Annotated in this window: 31 protein-coding genes; 27 read left to right on the top strand and 4 right to left on the bottom strand. The window is 58.7% G+C overall.

The annotated features are described in order from the left end of the window. Positions 1–48: 48 nt before the first annotated feature. The 6 genes from EE949_RS30280 (at position 49) to EE949_RS15990 (ending at position 3,069) form a co-directional block, all read left to right on the top strand. On the top strand, positions 49–321 hold the full coding sequence (locus EE949_RS30280) for a DUF1654 domain-containing protein (RefSeq protein ID WP_122665168.1): 273 nt from the start codon (positions 49–51) through the stop codon (positions 319–321). A 118-nt stretch (positions 322–439) separates the two neighbouring features. Further along, entirely contained in the window at positions 440–979 is a 540-nt protein-coding gene (locus tag EE949_RS16020; RefSeq protein ID WP_122665167.1) for a hypothetical protein, read from the top strand. Beyond that, positions 976–1,182 (top strand): hypothetical protein, encoded by a 207-nt coding sequence (locus EE949_RS16015; protein ID WP_122665166.1) that lies wholly within the window; start codon positions 976–978, stop codon positions 1,180–1,182. Before EE949_RS16020 ends, EE949_RS16015 begins: the two co-directional genes overlap by 4 nt. Then, a complete protein-coding gene (locus tag EE949_RS16005; protein ID WP_162874441.1) occupies positions 1,175–2,158 on the top strand; it encodes a hypothetical protein in 984 nt (327 codons plus the stop codon). The genes EE949_RS16015 and EE949_RS16005 overlap by 8 nt, the downstream gene beginning before the upstream one ends. 222 nt (positions 2,159–2,380) lie before the next feature. Continuing rightward, entirely contained in the window at positions 2,381–2,671 is a 291-nt protein-coding gene (locus tag EE949_RS15995) for a hypothetical protein (protein ID WP_122665164.1), read from the top strand. Beyond that, on the top strand, positions 2,668–3,069 hold the full coding sequence (locus EE949_RS15990) for a hypothetical protein (RefSeq protein WP_122665163.1): 402 nt from the start codon (positions 2,668–2,670) through the stop codon (positions 3,067–3,069). Before EE949_RS15995 ends, EE949_RS15990 begins: the two co-directional genes overlap by 4 nt. A 172-nt stretch (positions 3,070–3,241) precedes the next feature. Here EE949_RS15990 and EE949_RS15985 read toward each other — a convergent pair whose 3' ends face one another. Next, positions 3,242–3,910, bottom strand: coding sequence for an XRE family transcriptional regulator (locus EE949_RS15985; RefSeq protein ID WP_346010041.1), 669 nt, complete (start codon positions 3,908–3,910; stop codon positions 3,242–3,244). A 176-nt stretch (positions 3,911–4,086) separates the two neighbouring features. Between EE949_RS15985 and EE949_RS15980 the strand changes: the two genes are divergently transcribed. Genes EE949_RS15980 through EE949_RS15970 form a run of 3 tightly spaced genes read left to right on the top strand, consistent with a single transcriptional unit; the run spans position 4,087 to position 5,884 of the window. Then, entirely contained in the window at positions 4,087–4,326 is a 240-nt protein-coding gene (locus EE949_RS15980) for a Cro/CI family transcriptional regulator (RefSeq protein ID WP_346773487.1), read from the top strand. Continuing rightward, positions 4,323–4,946, top strand: coding sequence for a hypothetical protein (locus EE949_RS15975; protein WP_122665161.1), 624 nt, complete (start codon positions 4,323–4,325; stop codon positions 4,944–4,946). The genes EE949_RS15980 and EE949_RS15975 overlap by 4 nt, the downstream gene beginning before the upstream one ends. Before the next feature lie 5 nt (positions 4,947–4,951). Further along, positions 4,952–5,884, top strand: a complete 933-nt coding sequence (locus EE949_RS15970) for a hypothetical protein (protein WP_240350589.1) — start codon at positions 4,952–4,954, stop codon at positions 5,882–5,884. 1,053 nt (positions 5,885–6,937) lie between these two features. Here EE949_RS15970 and EE949_RS15960 read toward each other — a convergent pair. From EE949_RS15960 to EE949_RS15950, 3 genes are all read right to left on the bottom strand, one after another. Beyond that, positions 6,938–7,198 carry an ogr/Delta-like zinc finger family protein gene (locus tag EE949_RS15960; RefSeq protein ID WP_122665159.1) on the bottom strand — a complete coding sequence of 87 codons (261 nt, stop codon included), beginning with the start codon at positions 7,196–7,198 and terminating at the stop codon, positions 6,938–6,940. Between the two features lie 76 nt (positions 7,199–7,274). Next, on the bottom strand, positions 7,275–8,144 hold the full coding sequence (locus EE949_RS15955; RefSeq protein WP_162874442.1) for a phage portal protein: 870 nt from the start codon (positions 8,142–8,144) through the stop codon (positions 7,275–7,277). Further along, positions 8,056–10,128 carry a terminase large subunit domain-containing protein gene (locus tag EE949_RS15950; RefSeq protein ID WP_162874443.1) on the bottom strand — a complete coding sequence of 691 codons (2,073 nt, stop codon included), beginning with the start codon at positions 10,126–10,128 and terminating at the stop codon, positions 8,056–8,058. The genes EE949_RS15955 and EE949_RS15950 overlap by 89 nt, the downstream gene beginning before the upstream one ends. A 162-nt stretch (positions 10,129–10,290) precedes the next feature. Here EE949_RS15950 and EE949_RS15945 point away from each other — a divergent pair, with 162 nt between their 5' ends. The 18 genes from EE949_RS15945 to EE949_RS15865 all read left to right on the top strand — a co-directional run bounded on the left by EE949_RS15945 (position 10,291) and on the right by EE949_RS15865 (position 22,374). Next, the gene (locus tag EE949_RS15945) at positions 10,291–11,235 is read left to right on the top strand and encodes a GPO family capsid scaffolding protein (RefSeq protein ID WP_122665158.1); all 945 of its coding nucleotides are present in this window, start codon (positions 10,291–10,293) and stop codon (positions 11,233–11,235) included. 1 nt (position 11,236) lies between these two features. Next, the gene (locus EE949_RS15940) at positions 11,237–12,265 is read left to right on the top strand and encodes a phage major capsid protein, P2 family (protein WP_122665157.1); all 1,029 of its coding nucleotides are present in this window, start codon (positions 11,237–11,239) and stop codon (positions 12,263–12,265) included. Continuing rightward, complete coding sequence (gpM, locus tag EE949_RS15935) at positions 12,262–13,083, top strand: phage terminase small subunit (RefSeq protein ID WP_122665156.1); 822 nt, start codon at positions 12,262–12,264, stop codon at positions 13,081–13,083. The genes EE949_RS15940 and gpM overlap by 4 nt, the downstream gene beginning before the upstream one ends. Positions 13,084–13,182: 99 nt before the next feature. After that, positions 13,183–13,644, top strand: a complete 462-nt coding sequence (locus tag EE949_RS15930; RefSeq protein ID WP_122665155.1) for a head completion/stabilization protein — start codon at positions 13,183–13,185, stop codon at positions 13,642–13,644. Then, positions 13,641–14,084 (top strand): phage tail protein, encoded by a 444-nt coding sequence (locus tag EE949_RS15925; RefSeq protein ID WP_122665154.1) that lies wholly within the window; start codon positions 13,641–13,643, stop codon positions 14,082–14,084. The genes EE949_RS15930 and EE949_RS15925 overlap by 4 nt, the downstream gene beginning before the upstream one ends. Then, positions 14,074–14,754 carry a phage virion morphogenesis protein gene (locus EE949_RS15920; protein WP_205504984.1) on the top strand — a complete coding sequence of 227 codons (681 nt, stop codon included), beginning with the start codon at positions 14,074–14,076 and terminating at the stop codon, positions 14,752–14,754. Before EE949_RS15925 ends, EE949_RS15920 begins: the two co-directional genes overlap by 11 nt. Before the next feature lie 11 nt (positions 14,755–14,765). After that, on the top strand, positions 14,766–15,875 hold the full coding sequence (locus EE949_RS15915) for a DUF2586 domain-containing protein (protein WP_122665152.1): 1,110 nt from the start codon (positions 14,766–14,768) through the stop codon (positions 15,873–15,875). Positions 15,876–15,881: 6 nt separating this feature from the next. Next, a complete protein-coding gene (locus EE949_RS15910) occupies positions 15,882–16,334 on the top strand; it encodes a phage protein (protein ID WP_122665151.1) in 453 nt (150 codons plus the stop codon). Further along, a complete protein-coding gene (locus EE949_RS15905) occupies positions 16,334–16,543 on the top strand; it encodes a TraR/DksA family transcriptional regulator (protein ID WP_122665150.1) in 210 nt (69 codons plus the stop codon). Before EE949_RS15910 ends, EE949_RS15905 begins: the two co-directional genes overlap by 1 nt. Beyond that, entirely contained in the window at positions 16,543–16,872 is a 330-nt protein-coding gene (locus EE949_RS15900; RefSeq protein ID WP_240350590.1) for a hypothetical protein, read from the top strand. The genes EE949_RS15905 and EE949_RS15900 overlap by 1 nt, the downstream gene beginning before the upstream one ends. Beyond that, the gene (locus EE949_RS15895) at positions 16,869–17,396 is read left to right on the top strand and encodes a lysozyme (protein ID WP_122665149.1); all 528 of its coding nucleotides are present in this window, start codon (positions 16,869–16,871) and stop codon (positions 17,394–17,396) included. The genes EE949_RS15900 and EE949_RS15895 overlap by 4 nt, the downstream gene beginning before the upstream one ends. Further along, complete coding sequence (locus EE949_RS15890) at positions 17,393–17,878, top strand: lysis protein (RefSeq protein ID WP_122665148.1); 486 nt, start codon at positions 17,393–17,395, stop codon at positions 17,876–17,878. The genes EE949_RS15895 and EE949_RS15890 overlap by 4 nt, the downstream gene beginning before the upstream one ends. 31 nt (positions 17,879–17,909) lie before the next feature. Then, positions 17,910–18,200 carry a putative phage tail assembly chaperone gene (locus EE949_RS15885; RefSeq protein ID WP_122665147.1) on the top strand — a complete coding sequence of 97 codons (291 nt, stop codon included), beginning with the start codon at positions 17,910–17,912 and terminating at the stop codon, positions 18,198–18,200. A gap of 20 nt (positions 18,201–18,220) precedes the next feature. Continuing rightward, on the top strand, positions 18,221–18,364 hold the full coding sequence (locus EE949_RS29485) for a DUF6890 family protein (protein ID WP_162874424.1): 144 nt from the start codon (positions 18,221–18,223) through the stop codon (positions 18,362–18,364). Positions 18,365–18,370: 6 nt separating this feature from the next. Next, positions 18,371–20,371, top strand: coding sequence for a phage tail tape measure protein (locus tag EE949_RS15880; RefSeq protein ID WP_122665146.1), 2,001 nt, complete (start codon positions 18,371–18,373; stop codon positions 20,369–20,371). Beyond that, a complete protein-coding gene (locus EE949_RS15875) occupies positions 20,368–20,685 on the top strand; it encodes a DUF2590 family protein (RefSeq protein ID WP_122665145.1) in 318 nt (105 codons plus the stop codon). Before EE949_RS15880 ends, EE949_RS15875 begins: the two co-directional genes overlap by 4 nt. After that, positions 20,682–21,857 (top strand): baseplate J/gp47 family protein, encoded by a 1,176-nt coding sequence (locus EE949_RS15870; RefSeq protein ID WP_122665144.1) that lies wholly within the window; start codon positions 20,682–20,684, stop codon positions 21,855–21,857. The genes EE949_RS15875 and EE949_RS15870 overlap by 4 nt, the downstream gene beginning before the upstream one ends. Beyond that, positions 21,850–22,374, top strand: a complete 525-nt coding sequence (locus tag EE949_RS15865) for a phage tail protein (RefSeq protein ID WP_122665143.1) — start codon at positions 21,850–21,852, stop codon at positions 22,372–22,374. The genes EE949_RS15870 and EE949_RS15865 overlap by 8 nt, the downstream gene beginning before the upstream one ends. Positions 22,375–22,379: the final 5 nt, after the last annotated feature.

Here is a 22,379-nt window from a genome sequence, read left to right as displayed (position 1 = left end):
GAAGCCACCTTATACTGGTTGGATATACAGTGTAAGCAAGGAGTGTTTATGTCTCATAGCGTCTATCCCGTTGGTCTTGAACGATCACACACCCCGTATGAGCGACTTGCCCGTCGCATTCACCGCCAGGTGAATAGCTCGGCAGCGCAGAGGCGAAGGCGAACGGTGATTGCTAGGCTATCAGGCGAAAAACTGGATGACTGGGACTGTTTGCTTGATCAGCTCGACCTTGAGGATAGCGTGCGCGTCACACGATTGGAGTGTGGTGCTGTAGGGCTGACGTGGACAAATCAGCATGCAAGCACGATAGTCTTTGCCTAATTATCTATCAAAAATAATTAGCCTTAGGCTTGATATGAAGTAAGCCATAGGCTAACTTTGCCTCCGTCACTTCGCGGTAGTGTTTCGCACTGCCGTGATCGCCATGGAGGTTCACCGCATGATTCGCCCTACCTTTAGCCTTTCGTTTGATGCCCGTGCGCAGTTGGCCGAACACGTCAAACAGAACGGCATCTTTCCCCTATCTCTCGTCTGCAACTACGCGCCGAGCTTCCTACTAGCCCATTTGACGATCGAGCAGTGCGGTTCTGACGTTGCTGTTCAGGTCCGGTTGGGTGAGACGGTGAACACGCTTACCGTTGGGCTTCTCGACGATACGGCTCATAGGGTCGAGCATTTCGTTGAAGAGCTTGCGAACATGCACTACGAGCGGATGGCCCAGCCTATTCTCGATCGTGACCTGGAGTTTCTGTTGCGCAATGCCGCAACAAGCCGCCGTGGGCTCTATCTGTTGCCGCAGTCAGGAATGCACGACCTCCGGTTGCTGCTGACAGCAGCTGCCGAGAATCCAGATCAGACGTATTTCAGATTCCTGCTGGGTGGCGCCGGTATTTCAGCTCCAATGCTGATGCCTGCGGATCCTGATAAAGCCTACGAACTGCTCTCCAACTTCGTCCGCGAAGTGAAGGAGTGGCAATGACTACCTCTCAGCTCATGTTGATACTGGGCGGCTTGGCCGTCTGCCAGGTTATTGCCATGGCTCTGCCTTATTGGATGGGATGGCGGTCCGGCCAGACAGCTGCCACCGCATCGCTCCTGGACGAAAACCAACGATTGAGAGACGAGCTGTCGTCGGTGCATGCTCAGATTCGCCAGATCAAGCAGGGGGTGAGCTATGCCTAATCACCTCATCTGCCAGCGAGTTCGCTGGTTGCTTCTGACCATCGCTGTCGCGCTTTCTAGTGTCACTGCTCTGTCCGTTGGCATGGCCATGTCGACACTGATTGCCGACCCGCTACTGGCGGCAGTGTTTGCTACTGCAGCAGTACTGCTGGATTTCTACAAGTACCTGGCTTGGCCGATAGCTTTGGGCATGCTGGCTGCTGGCAAGCGTGCCTATGCCGTACTGATGATCATCTCGGCTCTGATGCTGGCAGTGGTATCAGCGTGGGCTACATATGATCGACTACTGACGTCCATCGTTTCAGGCCAGACGCGGTACACCGCTGTTACCGAACAACGCATGGTTGACCTGCAAGCTGTCAGGTCCGATGGGCTGCGGCAGCTCGACTCCCTGGACAAAGACGCTCGATCGATCGGGGATCAGGCACGGCAACTGCGCGAACGCGGCATCGTTAGCAAGGCGCAGGAGTTGGAATCGTCTGCCCTAGGCCGGATTGATGGTCAGCGTGAGCAGGTTCTACAGCGACTCGATCGTGCATCGGTGGAACTTACCGAACTGCGTGCCAAGCCAGCGGCATCCGTTGGGCTGCCTGAGCTGTTGGCGATATTGCTCTGTGCCGGGTTTGCTATCGCCCTGGAAGCGGTGCCCGCGCTTATTGGATCTGCACTGCGCGTCGGCAGCCTGTCCGCGCCCCCTTTGCCGGAAACGATGGTTTCGACAACACCGGCAACAGCGACAACAGCCTCAGAAAACCCAGCATTTGGCGAGCAGCAGGATCTGTTCGGATCACCGGACGGTGCCCTGATGCAGACATTGCTCGACATCACGCGAACAGTTGCGCCAGGCACGCCGATATCGCTCCGTGATTTCACTACTGCAGCTCGTGTCGGGAATCGACGCGCCATGAAGCTGTTTCGTGCAGCGCTCGACCTAGGCGAACTGCGAAAAACCACCGCCGGCTATGTGACCGCTTGAGGAGGGCATGACTATGACTTTCGATTTTTCAGAGCAGGATAGACGAATGCTTTCCCGTAGCGTGTCTGGTTGGAGGGACGCGAACGTGCAAATCGACACTGCGATCGAGTCCGAAAACTGGACCGCGATCGACAGCGCCCAGATTGATCGGTCGTCGCACGCAAACACCATCGCGCTGATCGTAAACAAATACACAGACGCAGTTGAACAAGGAGCACGGCCATGATTGGTATCCCAGAGACAGGCACCCTGGAGAATGGCCGTATCGCTGCCAACGTCACCAGCGGCTACAAGTTCACGACAGCTGATGGCCGACCTGCCCGTCTGGCGATCATCGACGACCAAGGCAACGTGGTGGAATCTGGCGAAGCTGTGGCACGTGAAGCGTGGAACGTGTGCATTGCGGTGATCAAGAACTTCAAGATTGGGCAGGGCCATATCGTCGTTCACAGTGCGCCACCAGGTATGACTCCGCCCGAAGCGCAGAAGAATGTAAAGGGATCCCGTCCATGAGCTATAACTGCGCATACGTTCGTAACCACTATAAGGTCCCAGCAGAAGTGGGTCGCCGCGTCATCGCAAATGGCGAGCCTGGAGTGATCCTGGCCGACCGCGGCCAATATATCGGCGTGGTACTCGACAGCGACCTGAAGAAGCGCATTCGCAACTATCACCCAACTTGGGAAATGGAGTACGGCGAGATGGCTGAAAAGCTTCCACTCAAAAAGTGGAAGGTTCTTCCATTCAATTTTGGCTGGGATGAGCTGAGCTGGAATCGCGATGCGCAGGGGTACCTGACTGAGGTCTGGGCGGCTACTCGCAATCAGGCGAAATATCTCGCCTATCGAGAGCTTGAAGACTGCTGCGTCGATGCAAGGGCGATGTGCTTTTTCAAAGTTCGGCGTGCTTGATCAGGTTTCCAGCCGGCTACGTCTAACACCCTCACTCGAATAACCTGCGTCACCTCATCCTGTATCGGGAGGGTCGCATCTGGCTGGAAATCACTATGAGCCAGCTTCACCAGGTAATGGTCGGCGACGATTGCATCGAGATGATGCAGACGCTGCCTGACCTTCGAGGCCGCTACATACCAGTGATTTTAGCGTCGATCGCCCGACCAATAATTTCCCAGTTGTCGTCTAGCACAACAGGTTGATAGCTGGGATTGAGCGGCACCAGGTAACCGACTCCGGCGTCCATCGCGTACTGCTTGAATGTCGTCTCTCCACTGACCGTGTTGCGGGCAACGTAGAACTTTCCACTGATGATATCGAATCCCTCAGGGCGGATCAGGATCGGAGTGCCTTCTGGAAAGGTAGGTGGAGTATCCGAGGTCATTGATTTGCCCTTGACCCTCAACCAGTAGCCTTTTGGGCCAGCATTTTCTGTTGAGCTAAGCCACTCGTCAGAGATGCCGGTAGGGTAGCTGGCAGACGATTCTATCCCCAGACCAGCATCTACCCATGTTATCAGAGGGTACTCGGTGGCCTCTCTGCGAGGTTGGATCATGGGGCCTACGTTTGCCATTTCGGAAATTTCAGCCGCTAGCCGGGGGCTGAAGCTCTCGATCGGCTCCTGCAGCATTTTCGCCAGTACAGCAGCAAACCGAGCATTCAACGGATTGATGCCCCTCAGGTACTGATTGACCGATGCAGGCGTGATTCCTGCTGCCTCAGCAAGCTTTCGCTGAGTGAGTTTCAGAGAATTCTTCTTCGACAGAAACAAAGCATTTGCCGCTTTGCTTTCGGCCATGAGGGTGTCTGTTAGAGGTTTTTTTATGTATGCCATCAACAAATTATAAGCCGTAGGCTAACGATTGTAGACAAGCCTCCGGCGTTCGTTATCTGTCACCTAAGTAAGCCTTTGGCGTATTTTTATTGCTATCAAAAAAGCCGTCGGCTAATATTCCAGCGTTCATTGCCCCTTAGGTGTATGCCGTGGAAAAAATATCGTTGAGTGACTTCGTCAGGAAGATTGGGCAAGCCCGGGTTGCTCGCGCATTGGGTTGCAAACCTGCGTCAATTGCTAAAGCTCTCAAGGCGCGCCGTAACATCGAAGTATCAGTGGATAGCGACGGTTCATGCGTGGCTCAAGAGGTGCGTCCTTTCCCTTCGACCACTCCAGATGATCTAGAGCTTGAGCAGGCTAAAAGCAGTAGCGCTGCATGAACACGTCTAATCCAGGACATCCCTCGATCTCCCGTGACCAGGTACTGGTTGCCCACGCAGCCGAAATGATTGCCCGCACGGGTTTCAGCCAGGACGACTTCGCCCAGTTGCTGAGCAGCAACCTGCACCGCTTGGTTCCTGACAAGGCTGTCAGCAAGGACGTGCCGGACTTCGACGAGTTGGCCAAGGGTAATGACGCACCGGCTTTCCTTCGGGCGTCCGGAGCCTGGCTGCGGCGTGTTGGTCGATGGCTTAACGGTGAGGTAGACCTGCCGTGCTGGCTTGAAGAGGCGTGGGTAGAGGCGCTTGACGGGGATTTCAAAGACGATTGCATCAATGAGCTGGCCAGCCGTCACGGTCTGACCGGTGCTCGTGAGCAGGACGGTCACGGGAACCCTCTGTGCGCGTTCGGCCTGCTGGTTGCCAGACTGGGCAACACGGTCGCCCTGGGCAGCGAGATCCTTGCTGACGGCCGGATTGACGTCGGGGATCTCGACAAGCTGCCTGACTTTGTCGATCGGCTCCGATCGGTGGAAGCCCGCTGCAGCGAACTGCGTACGCAGGCCGAGGATGTACTGCTCGAGCAGCTTCAAAAACCTGTCCTGCACCAGGTGAACTAGCGCCTGTGACTCAGCCGGATAAGGACATCAATTCGCGAACGAGCGACCGCAAGGCCGGCCCCAAAAAGGGTCGGCCTACTGCTGTGCATCGCGACAAGAAAGATCCACATGCGGCCCTGCATGCTCCTATCCGGCCGGCTCGCTACAGAGAAAAGCGTCATCTGACCTCGGCTCAACTTAACAATCCGCTGATACGCCAGGCTTTCAACCGGCTGAGCCGGATGGGTGACGAACTGCGTGGTACATATCTGCGCTCGCTGGACACCATCCACGGTGGTCGACGCACGCGATCTGAGAAGTTTTCAATGCTGGCCAAGACAGCAGAGCAGATGTTGCTGCGGTTGGACCTGGCCACAGGTGTATTAGGTTGGCTGGAGGTTGAGGAAGGTCGGTTCTGCCTCAGCACCCAGTGCAATATCGCTGAACACAGCGATGTCTCCGCTTCGTCTTTCAGTCGCTTCATGCACGGGATGGAGCAGGCCGAATATGTATACCGGCGCATCGAGAAGGTGCGCCTGGATGAAAAGGATTCGCAGGGACTCCACCTCGTTCGTACTCGTGTCCTGGTGCGCTTCACTGAAAAGTTCTTTGCCGATCTTGGCCTTCGCTATCTTTGGTTCCGCGCCAAGAAAGCGGCCATCAAAAAGCGTGAACGGGAGCTACGCGAGATCGGCGCGATGCGCAATGCACGTCAGGAGAAAGCGTCCCTGGAAGAGTTCAAGAGGCAGCAATCGCGTAGCAACTGGCAGAAGAGCGAGGCTCGAAAGGCCGCTGGTGCTCAGGGGCAGCCACACGATGCAACGCCTAGGCAAGAGACGCCTTGCGGCACCAGCCCTCCTTATGAGCCTGATAAGCCGCCTAGCGGCACCGTGAACGATAAGCTGGCGCGACTGATGCGCAGTGTTCAGGTCAAGAAAGACAACCCCCCCTCGGAATAATCGCGGATCCCGCGAGGCCAGGTCACGCCTGGTCATCGAAAAATCATCCCACATCCTTACCAGCACGGCCTGCATGCATCGTTGTGGCGGCCATCCGCCACCTCCGCGTCGACTTTCTGCCGCCATTTTGCGGCGCTGCCGGCGCGCGCGCAGGGCAACCAGGATGTCTTTGAAATAAATGGGATTTTAAACCCCTCTCAGTACCCCCCACAGGGTAAAAAAAGAGACTTCCGAGGTGTCCACAGGCCTTGTATGTTGGGTACATGATGATGCCTTCGCCCAAGGGCTCAGCTCGCTTCGCTCAATTCTCCAGAGAATCGCGGGCTGCGCGCCCGCACCAGCGGCAGGGCAGTGCCCTGCACCCAACTCTGGATACCCGGCACACAGTGCCGTGGATCCAGAGGGCGTCAGAAGCGGTAATTGGGCGCGCCGAGGTGCAATCGAAATTCGCGAGCAGCGGTCGCGGGCACGATCGGGCGGCGCGGCTGTGATTTTGGGTGCGAGGTTGTCAGACCACCGGCCGCTGCGCGGGTTCCGCCGCACGGCATTCTTCGTAATCAAGCGAGATCGGGGGGCGGCTTATATGCCAGCGTGCTGGCATGCTGCGATCTGGAGATCATGGTTCACTCAAAGAAGGAGCAAGCATGAAAGCCCAGGACGTTGCAGACAAGTTGACTGCTAGAGGTTATGCAGTTTCAAACATTAAGGAGCCTGACTCACTTGGGCCTGGTCACGTTCATGTTCGAGACGACATCTTTGTGGAGGTCGCTGCTGAGGGCGATGCTGTATGCGTCGTGATGATCCAGCCGGACGGGACCGTTGTTTATGGACGTTCTAGAAGGCGATTCGCTTACGTCGAAACTGACATTGCCGCGGTAATCAACCAAGGGTGGCCAAGACCTTAGCTGCGACAGCTCTGATGGATTTAAACAGGCTTGATGGGATGATCTTCTTGGTCAGATGTTGGTGATGCCCGCGTTGCAGGCATCGGTGTGGCTGGTGATCGAGGAGGGCGGCTCAGTACGGGAGGAGGGTGTATCGGGGCGTGCCCGGTCAGATCCCGGATTGAATCCCCAGTTGGGCGATCAACTGCTGCTGTTGCGACGGTGGCATCTCCCGCAACTGATCGAGCAGCAGGGTCTCCAGCGTACGAACTGGCGCATTAAGGGAGTGCGAAAACGTCAGGTGCGCCACCCATGTGTGGCCGCACTCCGGGTTCAAGCACAGGCAATACAGCTTGGAAAACTGTTTCGTCTGTTCCCTGGTAGTTCGGATTTTTCCTTTGCTATTGCAGACCGTGCAGTAGACGCGCATTTACCCCTCCGTAATCCTTTTTGCGTAGCATCATTTTGCCACGTTTGGTGGTTTTTTGCCTCAGAAACATGGTTTTTTATCCAGTGTTTCCGGTTGTTTCGGGGAGTTCACGCCAACTGAATCGCCGGTCTTCGCGCAATACGTCGTTGGCTTTATTGAACAGCTGACAGATGGGCCGGATTTCGTTGCTGGTGTACACGCGATCGATCTTCTCGATGTCTCCGAATCCTGCCGAATTCTCGGGGATGATCCCGGCAAGTGCTGGATTCATGCGCCACGCCGCGATGATGTCGTTGCGGGTGATGTTCTTGACCTTCTCCAGCTCATCCTTGGCTTGGAAATCCCCCACGGGAATGATCTGAATGGCCTTCTCCGCACCGCCTGGTATGTTGACGAACATACTGCGGAAGTTACCTACGCCCTTGCTTGATGCCATCTGGGAGCGCAGCTCGTCCTCGTCATCTTCAGTCAGGTTCGGGTCATTGGTGTAGAAGATGTAACCGGCGTGGGCACCGTTGTTGTAGTAGCGCCGGCGGAACAAGGTGGCGGCCTCGTTGAGCAGCAGTGCCTGGATACCGCCGAGGTACTCCGGGACCCCATACACGTTCTGTTCCACGTCGTAGTTGAATATATGCACGATCTCGTGGGCTTCGAAAGCCTCTTCTTTGCCGTCATCGAGCAGGCGCACAAATCCGCCGTCCAGCCGGACGCGCATGTTGATGGCGGGTATGTGCTGCAGCTCCAGGATGTGCCCGAACATATTGGGCACGCCGTAGAAATACGCCTCGCCAAACACCATAAAATCTAGAGCCGCGTGGCTCATGGTGGTTTCCGACATGCCGGAGGAGGGGATTAGCTCACGCAGCAGCAGGTTGCGTTTGAAGCCCGGAATAGCGCCGTGGTGCGCGTTCGCCCTTAGCAGCTTGGCCAGCCCGATCCGGGACACCGGAGGCGTATACAGACGACCGTCGTGACTGGCGGTTACTCCGATGTAGTGGCCGAGGCTGTCCTGCAGCACCGGCTCGGGCGCGCCGAACGTGAACATGCGCATCGGCTGCTGCGGAGCGGCTGGGTGCGGGGGATTTGACTTTGTCGGACGGCGATTTTTGCGCTTGGCCATTCAGGGAGGATCCGGTAAGTGTGTATTTGCTGCGTCGACGGCTGCCGACATTCAGTGGTTCGTAGTGCAGGGCGTGCATGATCGACCAGGCCACGTCGGCGTGGCCGTTGGCATCGGTCCTGGAAGCGCTGTAGGTGACTTGACCGCTGCCTGTAGTGCCGCGCTTGATGCTCAGGAAGGCCTGCGAGATGTCGTTTGAGCCGGCGTCCCATTCGATCCGGCCTTTTTGGATCGTGTCCTGGGCCTTGAGGACCAAGATGTTTTTGGTTTCCAGGCTGTAGTGGATCGACATAACGCGGGGGTAGAACACCCGAACCAGGTCGAATACGCCGTAGCCGATGCCAGTGGTGTCGATGCCGATGTGCTGGACGTTGAACCGGCCGACAAGCTTCTCGATCTGCTCGGCCTGGTAAGTGAACGACTGTCCGCGCCAGGAGTGCTTTTCAAGGATGCGGAATTTTCCACCCTGCTCCAGGGGCGGAGCGACCACCACGCAGCTGGCGTCGTCGCGGGTCCGGCTTGGGTCGTATCCGATCCAGACAGGGCTGTTGCCAAAGGGGCGCTCGGCGTCGGGATCGTAGTCCGTCCAAAGCGATTGGTCGGAATAGCACTTTTCCAGATCCTTGAGCGTGAACGCGCCCTGGGTGCTGTCGATGAATTTGCACATGAACAACTGATCGAACGAATCATCGTCGTACTCCAGCTGCAGCTGCTCTAGGTTGAACAGGTCGCAGCCGCCGGCGATGGCGTCCAGGATGGTGATCGTCTTGCGCCATTGCCCATCCGGGCATAGTGCGCCTGCCTGGAACGCCTTATCAGTTGGCCATTCCTTACCGGCGGCAGCTTTCTTTTGCCTCTTGCTGTTGCGGAACGACTCGCCGGTCCAGAATGGATAGGCCGGATGGGAGACCGCACTGGGCGTGCTGAAATATGTTTTGCGCCACTTGTGATGGGTGGCCATGGCCGACGCTACTTTGTTCAGTTTCTGGAAGTCCCTGATCCAGAAATATTCGTCGACGTAGACGTGGCCGCTGTAGCCCTGGGCGCTGCTGCTGTTGGTGCTCATGAACTGCAGCTTTGCGCCGTTGCTCAGGATGATTGGGTCGCCAGTCAGCTCGATATCGAACCATTCTTTGGCGAATCCGATGATGTAACTGCGGAAGATCTCCGACTGAGCACGGCTGGCCGACAAGAACACCTGGTTGTCGCCGGTCAGCACCGCGTCCATGAACGCTTCGCCGGCAAAGTAATAGGTCAAACCAACCTGGCGGGACTTCAGGATGTTGCGGATCCGCATGGTCAGAGGATTTTGCTTGGCCGCAAACAGTTCTTTCTGATAGCCGAATAGCTTGGATGTGAACTTGTCCAAAAAATCGATTTCGGTCAGATGGTCGATATCGTTTTTGGATTTTTTTTCCCGCCTCTTCCCATCGCGCTCACGGCGCGGCTTCTGCTTTCCCTCGCGGCGCTGCCCATCTTCGGCCAGGTCGCTGCCGCCATCCGGGATTGCCGCCGGCACTGATTTGGTCGATTGCTTCTGCAACCGCTCGCGGTAGGTGATGAGCCGCTCCAGCTCGTTCAGCTCATCCTTGGACAGGGTGCCGGCTTTCTCCAGGAGCAAAGTGATCCGCCGGCTGCATGCAGTCAGTGGCTCCTCATCCGTGAGCATGTCGTCCCAGTTCCCCTGCCGGATCCAGTGGTAAACGATGCGGACGTGAGGCAGGCCGAGTTGCGCCTGAATTTCCTTGGCCCTGTAGCGGCGCAGAAACAGACGTTTGGCGGCTTCTTTTACTTCGGTTGAATAGTGCATGGCCGCAGTCTATGCGGCGAAAAAGCGGAAAACGTGGTGAAAAAATCCGCGTTTGTCCTCGATGCAAACAACGCGGACGAGCAAGGATTTAAACAGTTTGTTGGTAGGTTAGAGCCTCCCTATCGTGAGGCCTCAATTACCCGATGAGCGCCGCACTCCCTCATGCCTCGATCCCTTGTCTCCTCCTGGAAACGCGTTGCTGTCAGCGGTCCCACCGTTGATGGTCGCGAGATCTATCCCCAGGAATTGATCGACCTCGCCGAAACGTATGACCCAGCGTTCTACACGGCTTCGATCTGGTATGAACATGAACGAGAGTTCGGCACGCACGGCACTGTGTATGCGCTGCGTCTATCCGAAGACACCTCCGATTTGAAGCCTGGCCAGATTGCTCTGGAAGCAAAGCTGCGGCCCAACGACAAACTGCTGCACCTCAACGACCTGGGCGAAAAGCTGTTCAGCAGCATCGAGATTCGCCCGAGTTTCGCCGGCACCGGTCGCAACTATCTCGGCGGCCTGGCTGTTACTGATGAGCCGGCGAGCATCGGCACTCAAGAACTGTACTTCACCGCCCAGACAGGCCGGAGCCGCAACGCTCAGCGCCCGAAGGCCCCTGGGCGTCTCAGCGCCGGCACACCTTTGGATTTCAATGAAATGAGCACAGACAACGAAGCCAAAAACCTGTTTGGCGCACTGGCCCAGTTCTTCAAACGCTTCGCTGTGGACGAGCAGGAAGCGGACCCGTCTACCGACACCCCTACCGAGAGCAAACCCCCAATGGATGAAGCAACAGCTAAGGCGCTACAAGGCCTGGTGGAACAGCAACTGCTTGTGACCGCAGGCATTCAAGCCCTGGTCGACAGCTTCGCGCCTGTCGAGCCGGAAGCTGACCCTGACGCCGTCTCCGACGTTCAGACCGCCGTGGACAAGATCATCACCACCGCCGAAGAAGAGAAGCAGCTCAGCCGCCGCGTCCCTGACAACAAGGCAGTGCTGACCAGCCTCGGCCGCATCGAGAAGATGTTCAGCGAGGCAATGAACACTCCGCAGGCTCGCCAGTTCAGCCGCACGGCCGGTAATGCTGACAAGCCGAAGAAGGTGTACTGACATGGCGTATTCGCTGAGCAATCACGGGGCGAAAATGTACGCCCAGCTGCAGATGGCCATCGCCGAAACCTACGGCGTTGATACCGCTGTCCGCATGTTCAATGTCGAGCCTTCGGTCGCCCAGGAGCTGAACGACGCGATCACCCACCAGGCCGATTTCCTCGAACGGATCAACATCGTTCTGGTAGATCAAATCAAAGGTCAGAAGGTGTTCCTGGGCACCAACGGCCCGGTTACTGGCCGTACTAACACCAAGACCAACGACCGGGAAGCTGTTGATGCTTCTTCGCTCGATGACGACACCTACGAGCTGTCGTCTACCGAGTCCGATGTCAGCCTGTCTTACGCGAAGATCGATGCCTGGGCGAAATTCCCTGAGTTCCACGCCAAGTACTCGGCTGCTGTTCAACGCCAGATCGCGCTGGACCGCATCATGATCGGCTTCCACGGCATCAGTGCGGCGGCACAAAGCGACAAGACGCAGTACCCGATGCTTCAGGACGTGAACAAGGGGTGGCTGCAGCAACTGCGCGAGAAAGCCCCTGCTCAGGTCATGAAGGAAGGCGCGCTTGCCGGCAAGGTCACCATGGGGCCAGAAGGCGACTACGCCAATCTCGATGCTTTGGTGCATGACGCCAAGCAGTTGGTCGATGAGCGTCTGCGCGACGCTGGCGACCTGATTGTCATCATCGGTTCGGATCTGCTGGCAGCAGACAAGGCCAAGCTGTATTCCAAACAGGGCAGCACTCCGACTGAAAAAGAGCGCATCGAGTCAGCTCAGGTGATCGCCACCTACGGCGGTCTACCAGCATTCAGCGTGCCTTACTTCCCGGCCAATGCCGTATTGGTGACCAGCTTCGACAACCTGTCGATCTACGTCCAGGCAAGCAGCTGGCGTAAGCAAACTATCGACAATCCGAAGCGCAGCCGCGTTGAGGACTACAACAGCCGTAACGAAGGCTATGTGATTGAACAGGTGGAAAAAGCCGGCCTGATCGAAAACGTCGAGATCCTGGAGCAAGCAGCGTGAGCCTGGCACTGGCGCACAAGCGCCGCGTTCTCGCCCAGGGCCTGGCCGTAGTTGCTGTCGCCAGTGCCAGTCCGAAGCCGTATTCCTCCGAAACTGCTCTGGCCAGTCCGGCGAATGCCCAGAAGCACCTCAAGCTGATGGAGCAAAGCCTGCAGGTAGATCTGGACCGCATCGCCGCGATCGACAGCCGCGAACAGCGACAGTTGCTCAAGCGTGACGAGTTGCTGCCCAAGTATCTGGACTACGTGCAGCGCTATCGCGAATCAGGTCTCAGCTTCGCTAATCCGGTGCTGGTCTACGTGCTGATCTGGCTATTCGACACGGTCCAGTTCACCAAGGGCCTAGAGCTTGCTGAATTTGCAATGGGTCAGGACCAGAAGCTGCCTGAGCGCTTTAACCGCAACATCCAGACGTTTGTGGCGGATGAGGTCATCGACTGGGCCGAAGCCGAATACAAAGCCCAGCGCAGTCCGGAACCCTACGTCTCCAAATTGCTGCACCTGGTTGATGGCGAGTGGAAGCTGTTCGAACGGATCCCCGCCCGCTACCACAAGCAATTGGGCCTGCTGGCGATGGATCGCCGTGACTGGACCGCCGCAATCGTGCATTTCGAACGCGCTGAAGCCTTGTACGAAAGCATCGGTGTAGGCACTCGCCTTGCCGGCGCTCGTAAAGCGCTCCTCAAGGCCCAGGCCTCCGGATCGACTGCCGAGATTGCCACGCGGCTGGATGAGGTTCTGCAGGTTTCCGATGACCAGGGTTCCGCAGACACCTCTTGCGACAACAGCGACAGCAGCGAAACCGCCGCTACCGATTAACCGACTCACCCCCCGCAGGGAACTGCCAAGGCAACCCAAGTCATTTATGACCGTCCGGCATCGCCTGAAGCGGCTACCTGCCCTATTTGAGCACCCAGCATGAGCTTTTCCGGGAAACCCACCACCTTTGTGGAACAGATCATCGAGAACGACGGCTTTTGGCCGCACCTCTCCGTGGCCGAGTTCCAGAAGGGTTACCGCCTGCCGGCGGAATACCTGGTCGATATGCTGGCTGCTGATTTATCCATGGCCATGGTCGAGGTGAATAGCGACCTGGCCACGCTAAAAGCGCGCTGGCAGGGCGCTGGAGTGTCAGACGTTGAATCCGCAGACACCACCATCCTGCCAGAGCGCACCCATCAAACCGCGACCTATAAACGGGCCGTGTATTGCCGCGCCAAGGCCAGCCTGCTGACCCAGTTCGCCACCGTGTCGCGTCGTGAGTCGGCTGAAAACATCGGTAAAGAACTGCCCGAGCGATCGGAGACCTTTCTGGCGTTCAGCCAGGCCGCTGTGCGCTCGCTGCAGGGCCGTGGCCGCATCACGGCGGCGCTGCTGTGATCAAGCTCAAGGCGTTGACCGCCTACCTGATCGACTGCGCCCTGGTGGCTCCCGAACAGCTCGATAGCTGGACTGACCAGGTGCAGGTTGAGTTGATCTGGAAGCCGGACGAGAACGGCATGCGCATGGGCGACATGAACTACGGCGCAACCATCGTCCTGGAGCGTTTCGCCGATAACCCGGCCCGGCTCTTTGCCCTGGTCGGCAGTTGGTTGGAAACCCATGATCAGGACCGTGACGGCCTGCCCAATGTCGTGTTCGACGTGACCATGCTGGACAACGATCTGGCAGACGTGGACATCAAGCTGCAGTTCACCGAGTCGCAGTACCTGAGCGAGGACGATGACGGCGAGATCAAGGTCGGCGACAAGTCTTATTCGTTCAAGCCATACGAGCTGTGGGTGGCTGAGGAAGGCGAGGTGACCGGCCGTGGCGCGTAGCACGTTCGAACGAGATATACGCGGCATGCTCGATGTCGACAAGCAGCTCGCCTTGCTTGAACTGCGCCCGCAGTTGCGCCGCCGTTTGCTGAACAACGTCAGCAAGCGCGTGCGCAGTGCCAGCCGTAAGCGGGTCCGTGATCAGCAGAACCTCGACGGCACACCGTTCGAGGCGCGCAAAGGCTCGTCCAAGGGCAAAAAGAAAATGGAGTCCGGGCTGGCCAAGCTGCTGGAGGTCACCCGGCTGGACGCTGACGAGGCCGAACTGGGCTGGCGCAACGCGCTGACCCGCTGGGTTGCGACCCAGCAGCACAACGGTGTTTCCGAGCGTCGTACCGCCGCCCAGATGCGCCAGTGGAACAAGGTTCCCGAAGGCCTGGCTGCGACCGAAAAGCAGGCCAAGCGTCTGCGCCGTCTCGGTTTCAAGGTCCGCCAGGCGGGCAAGAAAACCCTTACACGTCCGTCCGTGGCGTGGATTCAAGAGCACGTGAACTACGCCAAGGCGGGTCTGCTGATCCGCATCCTGGACGACGAACAATCCGAATCATCTGGTGCGCAGAGCTGGGAAATCACCCTGCCCAAACGCCAGTTCCTCGGCCCCGGTACCGAAGCGGAAACCACCGCACTGGTGAACCTGGTGCTGGAACAAATCCTTAATTCTCAACGATAACGAGGCACTGCATGGCACTCGGCAAAGTCAGCGTCAACAATCTCAACCTCAGTCAGGGCGCTGTCACCCAGGTCGAGAACTATTTCATTTTCATCGGTCCCGGCCCCAAGAGTCAGGGCCAGGTGATCGCACTCAACACCGACAGCGATCTGGACGTGATGCTAGGCGTTCCCGCCAGCGCGTTGAAAACCCAGGTGACGGCGGCGCGCCTCAACGGTGGCGATCGCTGGGCCTGCCTGGCCATCCCATTGGGTGCCGACAAGACCTGGCAGGACGCGCTCACCTCTGCGCTGCAGCACAACTATTCCTTTGAAGCCATTGTGATCTGTGCGCCAGTGACCGCTGGTGACGAGCTGGAGGACATGCACGAAGCAGCGATCGGCCTGCAGAACACTTACGGACGTCGTGCGTTCGTCATGGCCTCGTCGGTCGGCATCGAACCGAACATGACTTGGTCGCAGTACACCACAGCTCAGAAGGCAATCACCGATGGCATCGCCGCGCCTCGTGTGCTCTGCGTGCCGCTGCTGCACGGCAATGACCTGGGCGTGTTGGCCGGTCGCCTGGCTAACGCGGCTGTCAGCATTGCTGATAGTCCGATGCGCGTGGCCACCGGCGCTGTGATGGGGCTGGGTGACATTCCGGTCGACTCTGAGGGCGTACCGCTGACGTCTGCCGTTCGCTTCGAGCTGGACAAGTCGCGCTTCTCGGTCAGCCAGACCTACCCGGACTACGAGGGCGTGTACTGGGGGGACGGCAACATGCTCGACACCCCGGGCAGCGACTTCCTGGTGATCGAGTACCTGCGCATCGTCGACAAGGCCGCCCGCCAAGTTCGTCCGCTGCTGATCCGCCGTGTGGGTGACCGCAGCCTGAACAGCAGCGCCGCGAGCATGGCCAGCAACAAAACCTACCTGATGACCCCGCTGCGTGCGATGGCCAAGTCCACAAGCTTTGCCGGTCGCGTGTTCCCGGGCGAGATCGAGACGCCGTCTGACGACGCGATTGTCCTCACCTGGAAGAGCAAAACGGCGGTCGAGGCTTACATCAGCATCCGCCCCCTCAACTGCCCGAAAGACCTGACCGCGAACATCGCGCTCGATCTTTCCACCACGGAGTAATCCCCCATGGCTGCAAAAATTGGCGGTAAGAACTTCGACATCACCGTGGGCGATCTCGCCATTCACGTTGAAGCTCTGACCCTTGATATCACCGACAACAGCGCCGTGGCGCAAACCCGTGGCGTTCCTAACGGCCATGTCGACGGCGACGTGGCAGCCGCTGGCGAGATGGAGCTGGACACCACCAACTTCAATCTGCTGATCGAGGCTGCGAAGACTGCAGGCAGCTTCCGTGCATTGCCGCTGTTCGACTCGGTGTTCTTCGCCAAAGCAGGTGAAGAGGAACTGCGCATTGAGGCGTTTGGCTGCAAGTTGCGTCTGTCCAGCTTGCTGAGCATCGATCCGAAGGGCGCGACCAAGAACACCCACAAGATCCCGTATGACGTCACCAGTCCGGACTTCGTGAAGATCAACGGCGTGCCGTACCTGGACTCCGCTGAAATCGAAGGGCTGACCTGATGGTGTGCCCGTTCGATCGTGCCCAGGACCTGGAACAGCGGCAACGCGACCAGGCCATAGCGGCCCAACTCGCCCGCACGCGATCACGCGGGCCAAGCCTGAGCCATTGTCAGGACTGCGACAAACCTATTCCGGAACTACGCCAGGCGCTTGGTGGGATGACCCGCTGTGTCCCGTGCCAGAGCCTTTTCGAGCAAGGAAACCGCTGATGAGTACTACTCTGCAGCACGCACTGGACGACCCCGGTACCGACACCACGCGAGTGGGCCGCATCGAGCGCGACGTGATGCTTATCCAGTACCGCCTGGAGTCGATGGAAAACCGCCATGAATCGGTGCCGATCCGTGTGACCAAGCTTGAACAGCAGTTTGAGCATATGTCTGGCCAGCTTTCGGAACTCAATCTCGGCCAGCAAAAACTGACTGTCGTCGTTTCCGATATCGGCAAGAAAATCACCTGGGCGCTGGCCATTGCCAGCACCTTGTGGGCGATTCTGCAGATGGTCGGGCCAACTCTGCTGCGGGGGCTGTTCCCATGAGCCTGCGCGGGAAAATCATGCGCGGCGCACTGGTGCTCTGCAGTTCCAGCCTGGTGCTGTTCCTGGGCACGTGGGAAGGCAACGGTCAGAACGTTGTTTACCCCGACCAGTTGGCCCGTGGACTGCCTACGGTGTGCAAAGGCATCACCCGCCACACCAGCCCTTATCCCGTGGTCGTCGGCGACTTCTGGTCGGATGAGCGCTGCGCCGAGGTGGAACACCTGGTGATCGAAAAGGGCCAGTTGACGCTGGCCGATTGCCTGACCAATCAGGCGATCGGGCAGAACCCGTTCGACGCGCTGTCCAGCCATGGCCACAACTTCGGCAACGCGACCACGTGCGCCAGTCGGGCTGTGGTCCTGATCAACGCCGGACGGATCGAAGAGGGCTGCAGGGCATTGGCCTGGGCCCCAGACGGAAAAACACCGGTATGGGCTTACGTCACTGACGCACAGGGCAAGAAATCATTCGTGCGCGGCTTGCACAACCGGCGCTTGGCCGAAATGGAGCTGTGCCTGAAATGACGATTACCCCCATGCGCTTTGTATTCGCGGTCCTGCTCACGGCGTTGATCCCGCTGTTCTTCTTCGTCCAGGTGGTGAAGGAACGGGACACAGCCGTCCACGAGCTGCAACAGGCCAAGTCCGATGTGAAAACCCTCATAGAGCACGCGAACCTGGTGGCGAAGATGCTCGCCGACCGTACCGCGCTCGACCTGAAACACACCCAGGAACTTAAAGATGCGCTCGATCAAAACCAGTCTCTGCGCCGCGATGTTGACGATGGCAATCAGCGGCTGCTCGTCAAAGCCCGTTGTCCCGCCCCAGGACTGTCCACCGCCGCCGGAACCACCAGCCTGGCTAATGCTGGATCCGCCGAACTCGCAGCAGACGCTCGACCGGATTATTTCACCCTCCGAGATCAGCTCGCCCTCAGCAAGCAAATGATTCTCGGGCTGCAGGACTACATCCGCCAGGTCGCGCTGCGCGCACCGGCAAACCCCTGATTTTCTCAACCAACTGTTAACGGATAACACCATGACCGACGTAAACCGCGACATCACGCTGGAAATCAAAGGCACCGACTTCGTATTCCACCTGACGCCCCAGGACGTGACCAAGTACTTCAACGCCACCACTCAGGCCAACAAGGTCGCACCGGCCACCAATTTGCTGTCGGGCACCATCAAGCAGGAGCAGAAGGCCGATCTGAAACCGTTCCTGGCTAACCCGGTGACCGTGATGGAGTTGGCCGGTGCGCTGCTCGAGGAGTACTCGCCTGATATCGGTCTGGTCGTAAAAAAGTCCTCGAGCACGCTGAGCGCTTAAACGACGACGCGCTGGGCCAGTTGCTGGCCCTGACCAACCGCTGGCTACCTGGTACCGAACCCACCATCGAAAACATGGGGATCGCCAAGTGGCTGGAGGACGAACACTGGAGACGTATGGATATTGCCGTTGCTGACGGCATCGCCCATGCGCTGAACGGATAAAACCCCATGGCTGACCGCAGTGCCCGCTTGGCCTTCATCCTGAGCCTGACCGACAAGGTCAGCGCTCCCCTGGGCAAGGTCAAAACCAGCTTCTCCGACCTGGCCACCCAGGGCGAAGCCAACATCAGACAGATGGGGCTTGGCCTGGGCGGGATGATCGGTGCAGCCAAGGGCATCAGTGAATCCCTGGAACCGGCGCTGGAAATGAACCGCGCCCTGGGCGAAGTCCGATCGCTGGGCGTCGCCGAGGACGCGCTGACGTCCCTGAATCAAAAAGCCCTGGAGTTCTCCACGAACTACGGGACCAACGCCCGGGATTTTGCCGCTTCGGCCTACAGCATTTCGGGCGCGATCAAGGGACTGGTAGGCACTCAGTTGGCCACCTTCACCAACACCAGCAACCTGTTGGCAAAGGCGACCAAATCCGACGCCGATACCATGGGCGCGTACGTCGGCACCATGTACAACCTGTTCAAGACGTCGGCTGATGCCATGGGCAAAAGCCAGTGGGTCGAGAAGCTGGGCGGGCAAACGGCGTTGGCCGCCCAGCTGTTCCGCACCGACGGCGCGCAGCTCAAGGACGCCTTCAAGGAAGTCGGCCAGATCGCCAACACGGCCGGCACCGATATCGCCGAGCAGTTCGCGGTGATCGGCACGCTGAGCAGCACCATGGAAGGCGGCGATGCGGGCGGCCTGTACAAGTCGTTCTTCGAAAACATCGGCGCAGCGTCTGAAAAGCTCAAGATGAAGTTCACCGAGCAGAACGGCCAATTGATGCCCATGGCCGACATTCTGGCCAAGCTGGAAGGCAAGTTCGGTGATCTGAACAGTGCCGCTGCAGGCGCGAAGCTGACCGAAGCTTTCGGCGGGGAAGGCGCACGCGTCATCACCGCACTGGCCAAGGACACCGACCGATTCAAGAGCAGTCTGGATCAGTTGGGCAAAGTCCGCGGACTGGAAAACGCCGAGAAGATGGCCAAGGCGATGGTGGATCCGTGGCAGCAGTTCGGCGCCGCTGTTGTCGCGCTGCGTGTGTCGTTTGGTCAGGCGTTGATTCCGATGCTCACGCCGTTGATGGACAAGCTGGTCAGCATTGCCTCAACGCTGACCCGCTGGACGCAGATCTTCCCGAACATTACCCGGGTAGTCGGTGCCACGGTGTTGATCATCCTCGGCCTGGTCGCCGCCATGTCCGCCGTTACCCTGGTGGTGGGCATTAGCAAAATGGCCTGGCTGGGCGCGCTCACGGTCTGGAAGCTGCTCAACTGGCAGGGCTACAAGTCCATTGCCATGTTTGTGTTCCACACGGTGATGGTCGCCGCATTCGTGATCGGCCTGATCGCCATGTACACCTGGATGGCGACCGTCAGGGTCGGAATGATGCTTTGGCAGGGCGCGATCTGGCTGGTCAACTCGGCGTTGATGGCCAACCCGGTGTTGCTGATCGTGATCGGGATTCTTGCCTTGGTCGCCGTCGTTATCGCGGCAGTCGTCTACTGGGACCAGTGGACCAGCGCACTGATGAACACGGCCGCTTTCCAGTGGATCCAGCAGCAACTGGAAGCGCTGTCGAACTGGTTCGGATCGATCGGCGGCTGGTCCGGCATGGCCAGTGCTGCATGGGACGGCATCGTGTCGATCTTCCGCAACGCAATCAGCGGCCTGATCGAGATGATCAACAAGATTCCCGGCGTGCAGATCGATGCAAGCTTTGGTGACCTGCCCAAGCCCCCGGAACTGCCTGGCATGACCGCGCCACTGGTTACCACACCTTCACTCGCTGAACAGACCGAGCAAGCCCGCAAAAACATGAACGCCGGTACCGGGGGCGGTCTGTCGCCTACGCGGCCGAACGCGGTACCGCCTGGCGGGCTGCTGACCAGCATCCAGAACAACAACAGCAGCCAGACCAAAGGCACGCACATCGAAAACATGAACATCAATACGGCCAAGCCTATGACGCCTTTGGAGCTGGAAAACATGATGGCGATGGGGGTTGGCGGATGAGCGAATACGTCGATCTGCTGATCTCCGATAACGACGTGGTACTGGATCTGTCGCAGCAACCCACGCTGGTGGACGACCGCGCCTGCATCGCCCAGGACATCGCCCACATGATCCGTGACAGCGGGCTGCTAGTTACCCTGGTGGCTGAGCGCTCAACTCTGCGGCAACGCGACTGCATCCAGCAAATGGAGCTGCTGGTGGAAGACGACGAACGCCTGGTACCGGGCACGGCGCAAATCACCCAGGTCGAACCGGGATTGTTCCTGGTAACGGCCACCACCCTGAAATTTGGAACCCTTGAGGTGAACCTGTGAGTGACGTTGATTTTAAGCAGGCGCTCACTGACGCCGGTATCCCGACCACCGAGGCGGGGCTGCGTGCCGCGTGGGAGGCCGAAGTAGTCGCCCAAGGCGCGAAAGTGGCCAACACCAGCGCTTATTCGCCGTTCTGGCGGGTGGTCACGGCGCTGATCACCAAGCCGGTGATGTGGATCCTGCAGTTTCTGATCACCACGGTGCTGCCGAATTTCTTCGTCAAGACGGCGACCGGCAGCTGGCTGGAAATGCTGGCTTGGGCGGTGAACGTAGAGCGCAAGGGCGCGACCAAGGCCAGCGGCCATTTGCTGTTCACCCGCACGGCTGCAGGCGGTGCGCTGGTGGTTGAGGCCGGTACCGTGGTGCAGTCTGCCTCGATCAATGGCCACGTGTACCAGCTGGTGACCACGGCTCCCGGCGTTTTTGCCGATGGGCTGATGCAGCTGCAGATCCCGGTCGAGGCAGTGGAAAGCGGATCCGGGTTTAACCTGGCCCCGGGTTACTACGCGATTCTGCCGGTGCCGGTACCGGGCATTGCCCAGGTGGTAAACAACGACGGCTGGCTGTCGGTACCTGGTGCGGATCCGGAACCGGACGACGAGCTGCGCCTGCGCACCCGTAACCAGTTTTCGGCGGTCAACCAGTGGCACACCGACTCGGTGTACAAGGCCATGATCTCGGCCTTCCCGGGCGTACGTCCGGATGGCGTGTACTTCGAGCACGGTGCCCCGCGTGGCCCGGGCAGCGCCAATGCCTATGTCTTGTTCGAAGCGGACGTACCAGCGGCCACTTACCTGGAGCAGATCAACGCGCACATTCGGGACCAGGGCAACCATGGCCATGGCGACGATCTGCTGGTCATGGCCATGCCGGAAACCTTCCACCCGCTGCAGTTGGAGATCTGGCCACGTTCGACGCTGACGGCTGATCAGCGCGAGATGCTGCAGGCCAACGCCGATCAGTTCATCCGGACTGCCTTTCGCGAAAGCACCACCGCCGATTACCAGCCAACGCTGACCTACCCGCAGTCGCGGTTTTCATTCAGCCGCTTGGGTGAAGAACTGCACCAGCAATTCCCTGGCATTGAGTCGCTGCACTTCATCAATGCCGACATCGTGTCGGAGCTGACCATTCCCCGCATCCAGTCGCTGCAGGTGAACCTCAATGATTAAGCTCAATTTGAAGTTCTGGCTGGCTGGTACCGAGCTGACCAAGATCAAAGACGCTGCCCAGTCCTGGTGGGAGCGGGTAGAGCAGTGGTTGGGCTGGCCACTGCTGCAGCTCGATGCCGAGACCTGTCACCTGGTCATGCTCGATCTGCTCGCCTGGCAGCGGGACATCACGCGCTTCAAGGGCGAGCCGGAAAGCCTGTACCGCCTGCGCGTGAAATACGCCTTCATCAATGCCGTCGACGCCGGTAGCACCGCTGGGATGAAACGCATCCTGGTGCGCCTGGGCGTCGGCTATGTCGAGATCGAGGAGCGTCAACCCGACCGTGACTGGGATGTGGTGCTGCTGCAGCTGAGCAACACCCAGTTGGCCGACAACCCGGAGCTGCTCCGCGTCCTGATTCAGCAATACGGCCGCACTTGCCGCCGTTACGACTTCGTCACCATCACACCGGTCACCACATACGTGGCCGTCGTGGACTTTAACGACGATCAGCAAACGCTGATCGCCAGCCTGTAGGAGTT

The sequence above is a fragment of the Pseudomonas viridiflava genome, assembly GCF_900602065.1.
Taxonomy (GTDB): domain Bacteria; phylum Pseudomonadota; class Gammaproteobacteria; order Pseudomonadales; family Pseudomonadaceae; genus Aquipseudomonas.
This window is presented reverse-complemented; position numbering and strand designations above follow the sequence as displayed.

Bases quoted from the DNA above. Each gene is read 5' to 3' on its own strand.
- EE949_RS30280 (WP_122665168.1), top strand. From the start codon at position 49: ATGTCTCATAGCGTCTATCCCGTTGGTCTTGAACGATCACACACCCCG.
- EE949_RS16020 (WP_122665167.1), top strand. From the start codon at position 440: ATGATTCGCCCTACCTTTAGCCTTTCGTTTGATGCCCGTGCGCAGTTG.
- EE949_RS16015 (WP_122665166.1), top strand. From the start codon at position 976: ATGACTACCTCTCAGCTCATGTTGATACTGGGCGGCTTGGCCGTCTGC.
- EE949_RS16005 (WP_162874441.1), top strand. From the start codon at position 1,175: ATGCCTAATCACCTCATCTGCCAGCGAGTTCGCTGGTTGCTTCTGACC.
- EE949_RS15995 (WP_122665164.1), top strand. From the start codon at position 2,381: ATGATTGGTATCCCAGAGACAGGCACCCTGGAGAATGGCCGTATCGCT.
- EE949_RS15990 (WP_122665163.1), top strand. From the start codon at position 2,668: ATGAGCTATAACTGCGCATACGTTCGTAACCACTATAAGGTCCCAGCA.
- EE949_RS15985 (WP_346010041.1), bottom strand. From the start codon at position 3,910: ATGGCCGAAAGCAAAGCGGCAAATGCTTTGTTTCTGTCGAAGAAGAAT.
- EE949_RS15975 (WP_122665161.1), top strand. From the start codon at position 4,323: ATGAACACGTCTAATCCAGGACATCCCTCGATCTCCCGTGACCAGGTA.
- EE949_RS15960 (WP_122665159.1), bottom strand. From the start codon at position 7,198: ATGCGCGTCTACTGCACGGTCTGCAATAGCAAAGGAAAAATCCGAACT.
- EE949_RS15950 (WP_162874443.1), bottom strand. From the start codon at position 10,128: ATGCACTATTCAACCGAAGTAAAAGAAGCCGCCAAACGTCTGTTTCTG.
- EE949_RS15945 (WP_122665158.1), top strand. From the start codon at position 10,291: ATGCCTCGATCCCTTGTCTCCTCCTGGAAACGCGTTGCTGTCAGCGGT.
- EE949_RS15940 (WP_122665157.1), top strand. From the start codon at position 11,237: ATGGCGTATTCGCTGAGCAATCACGGGGCGAAAATGTACGCCCAGCTG.
- EE949_RS15930 (WP_122665155.1), top strand. From the start codon at position 13,183: ATGAGCTTTTCCGGGAAACCCACCACCTTTGTGGAACAGATCATCGAG.
- EE949_RS15915 (WP_122665152.1), top strand. From the start codon at position 14,766: ATGGCACTCGGCAAAGTCAGCGTCAACAATCTCAACCTCAGTCAGGGC.
- EE949_RS15910 (WP_122665151.1), top strand. From the start codon at position 15,882: ATGGCTGCAAAAATTGGCGGTAAGAACTTCGACATCACCGTGGGCGAT.
- EE949_RS15905 (WP_122665150.1), top strand. From the start codon at position 16,334: ATGGTGTGCCCGTTCGATCGTGCCCAGGACCTGGAACAGCGGCAACGC.
- EE949_RS15900 (WP_240350590.1), top strand. From the start codon at position 16,543: ATGAGTACTACTCTGCAGCACGCACTGGACGACCCCGGTACCGACACC.
- EE949_RS15895 (WP_122665149.1), top strand. From the start codon at position 16,869: ATGAGCCTGCGCGGGAAAATCATGCGCGGCGCACTGGTGCTCTGCAGT.
- EE949_RS15890 (WP_122665148.1), top strand. From the start codon at position 17,393: ATGACGATTACCCCCATGCGCTTTGTATTCGCGGTCCTGCTCACGGCG.
- EE949_RS15885 (WP_122665147.1), top strand. From the start codon at position 17,910: ATGACCGACGTAAACCGCGACATCACGCTGGAAATCAAAGGCACCGAC.
- EE949_RS15880 (WP_122665146.1), top strand. From the start codon at position 18,371: ATGGCTGACCGCAGTGCCCGCTTGGCCTTCATCCTGAGCCTGACCGAC.
- EE949_RS15875 (WP_122665145.1), top strand. From the start codon at position 20,368: ATGAGCGAATACGTCGATCTGCTGATCTCCGATAACGACGTGGTACTG.
- EE949_RS15865 (WP_122665143.1), top strand. From the start codon at position 21,850: ATGATTAAGCTCAATTTGAAGTTCTGGCTGGCTGGTACCGAGCTGACC.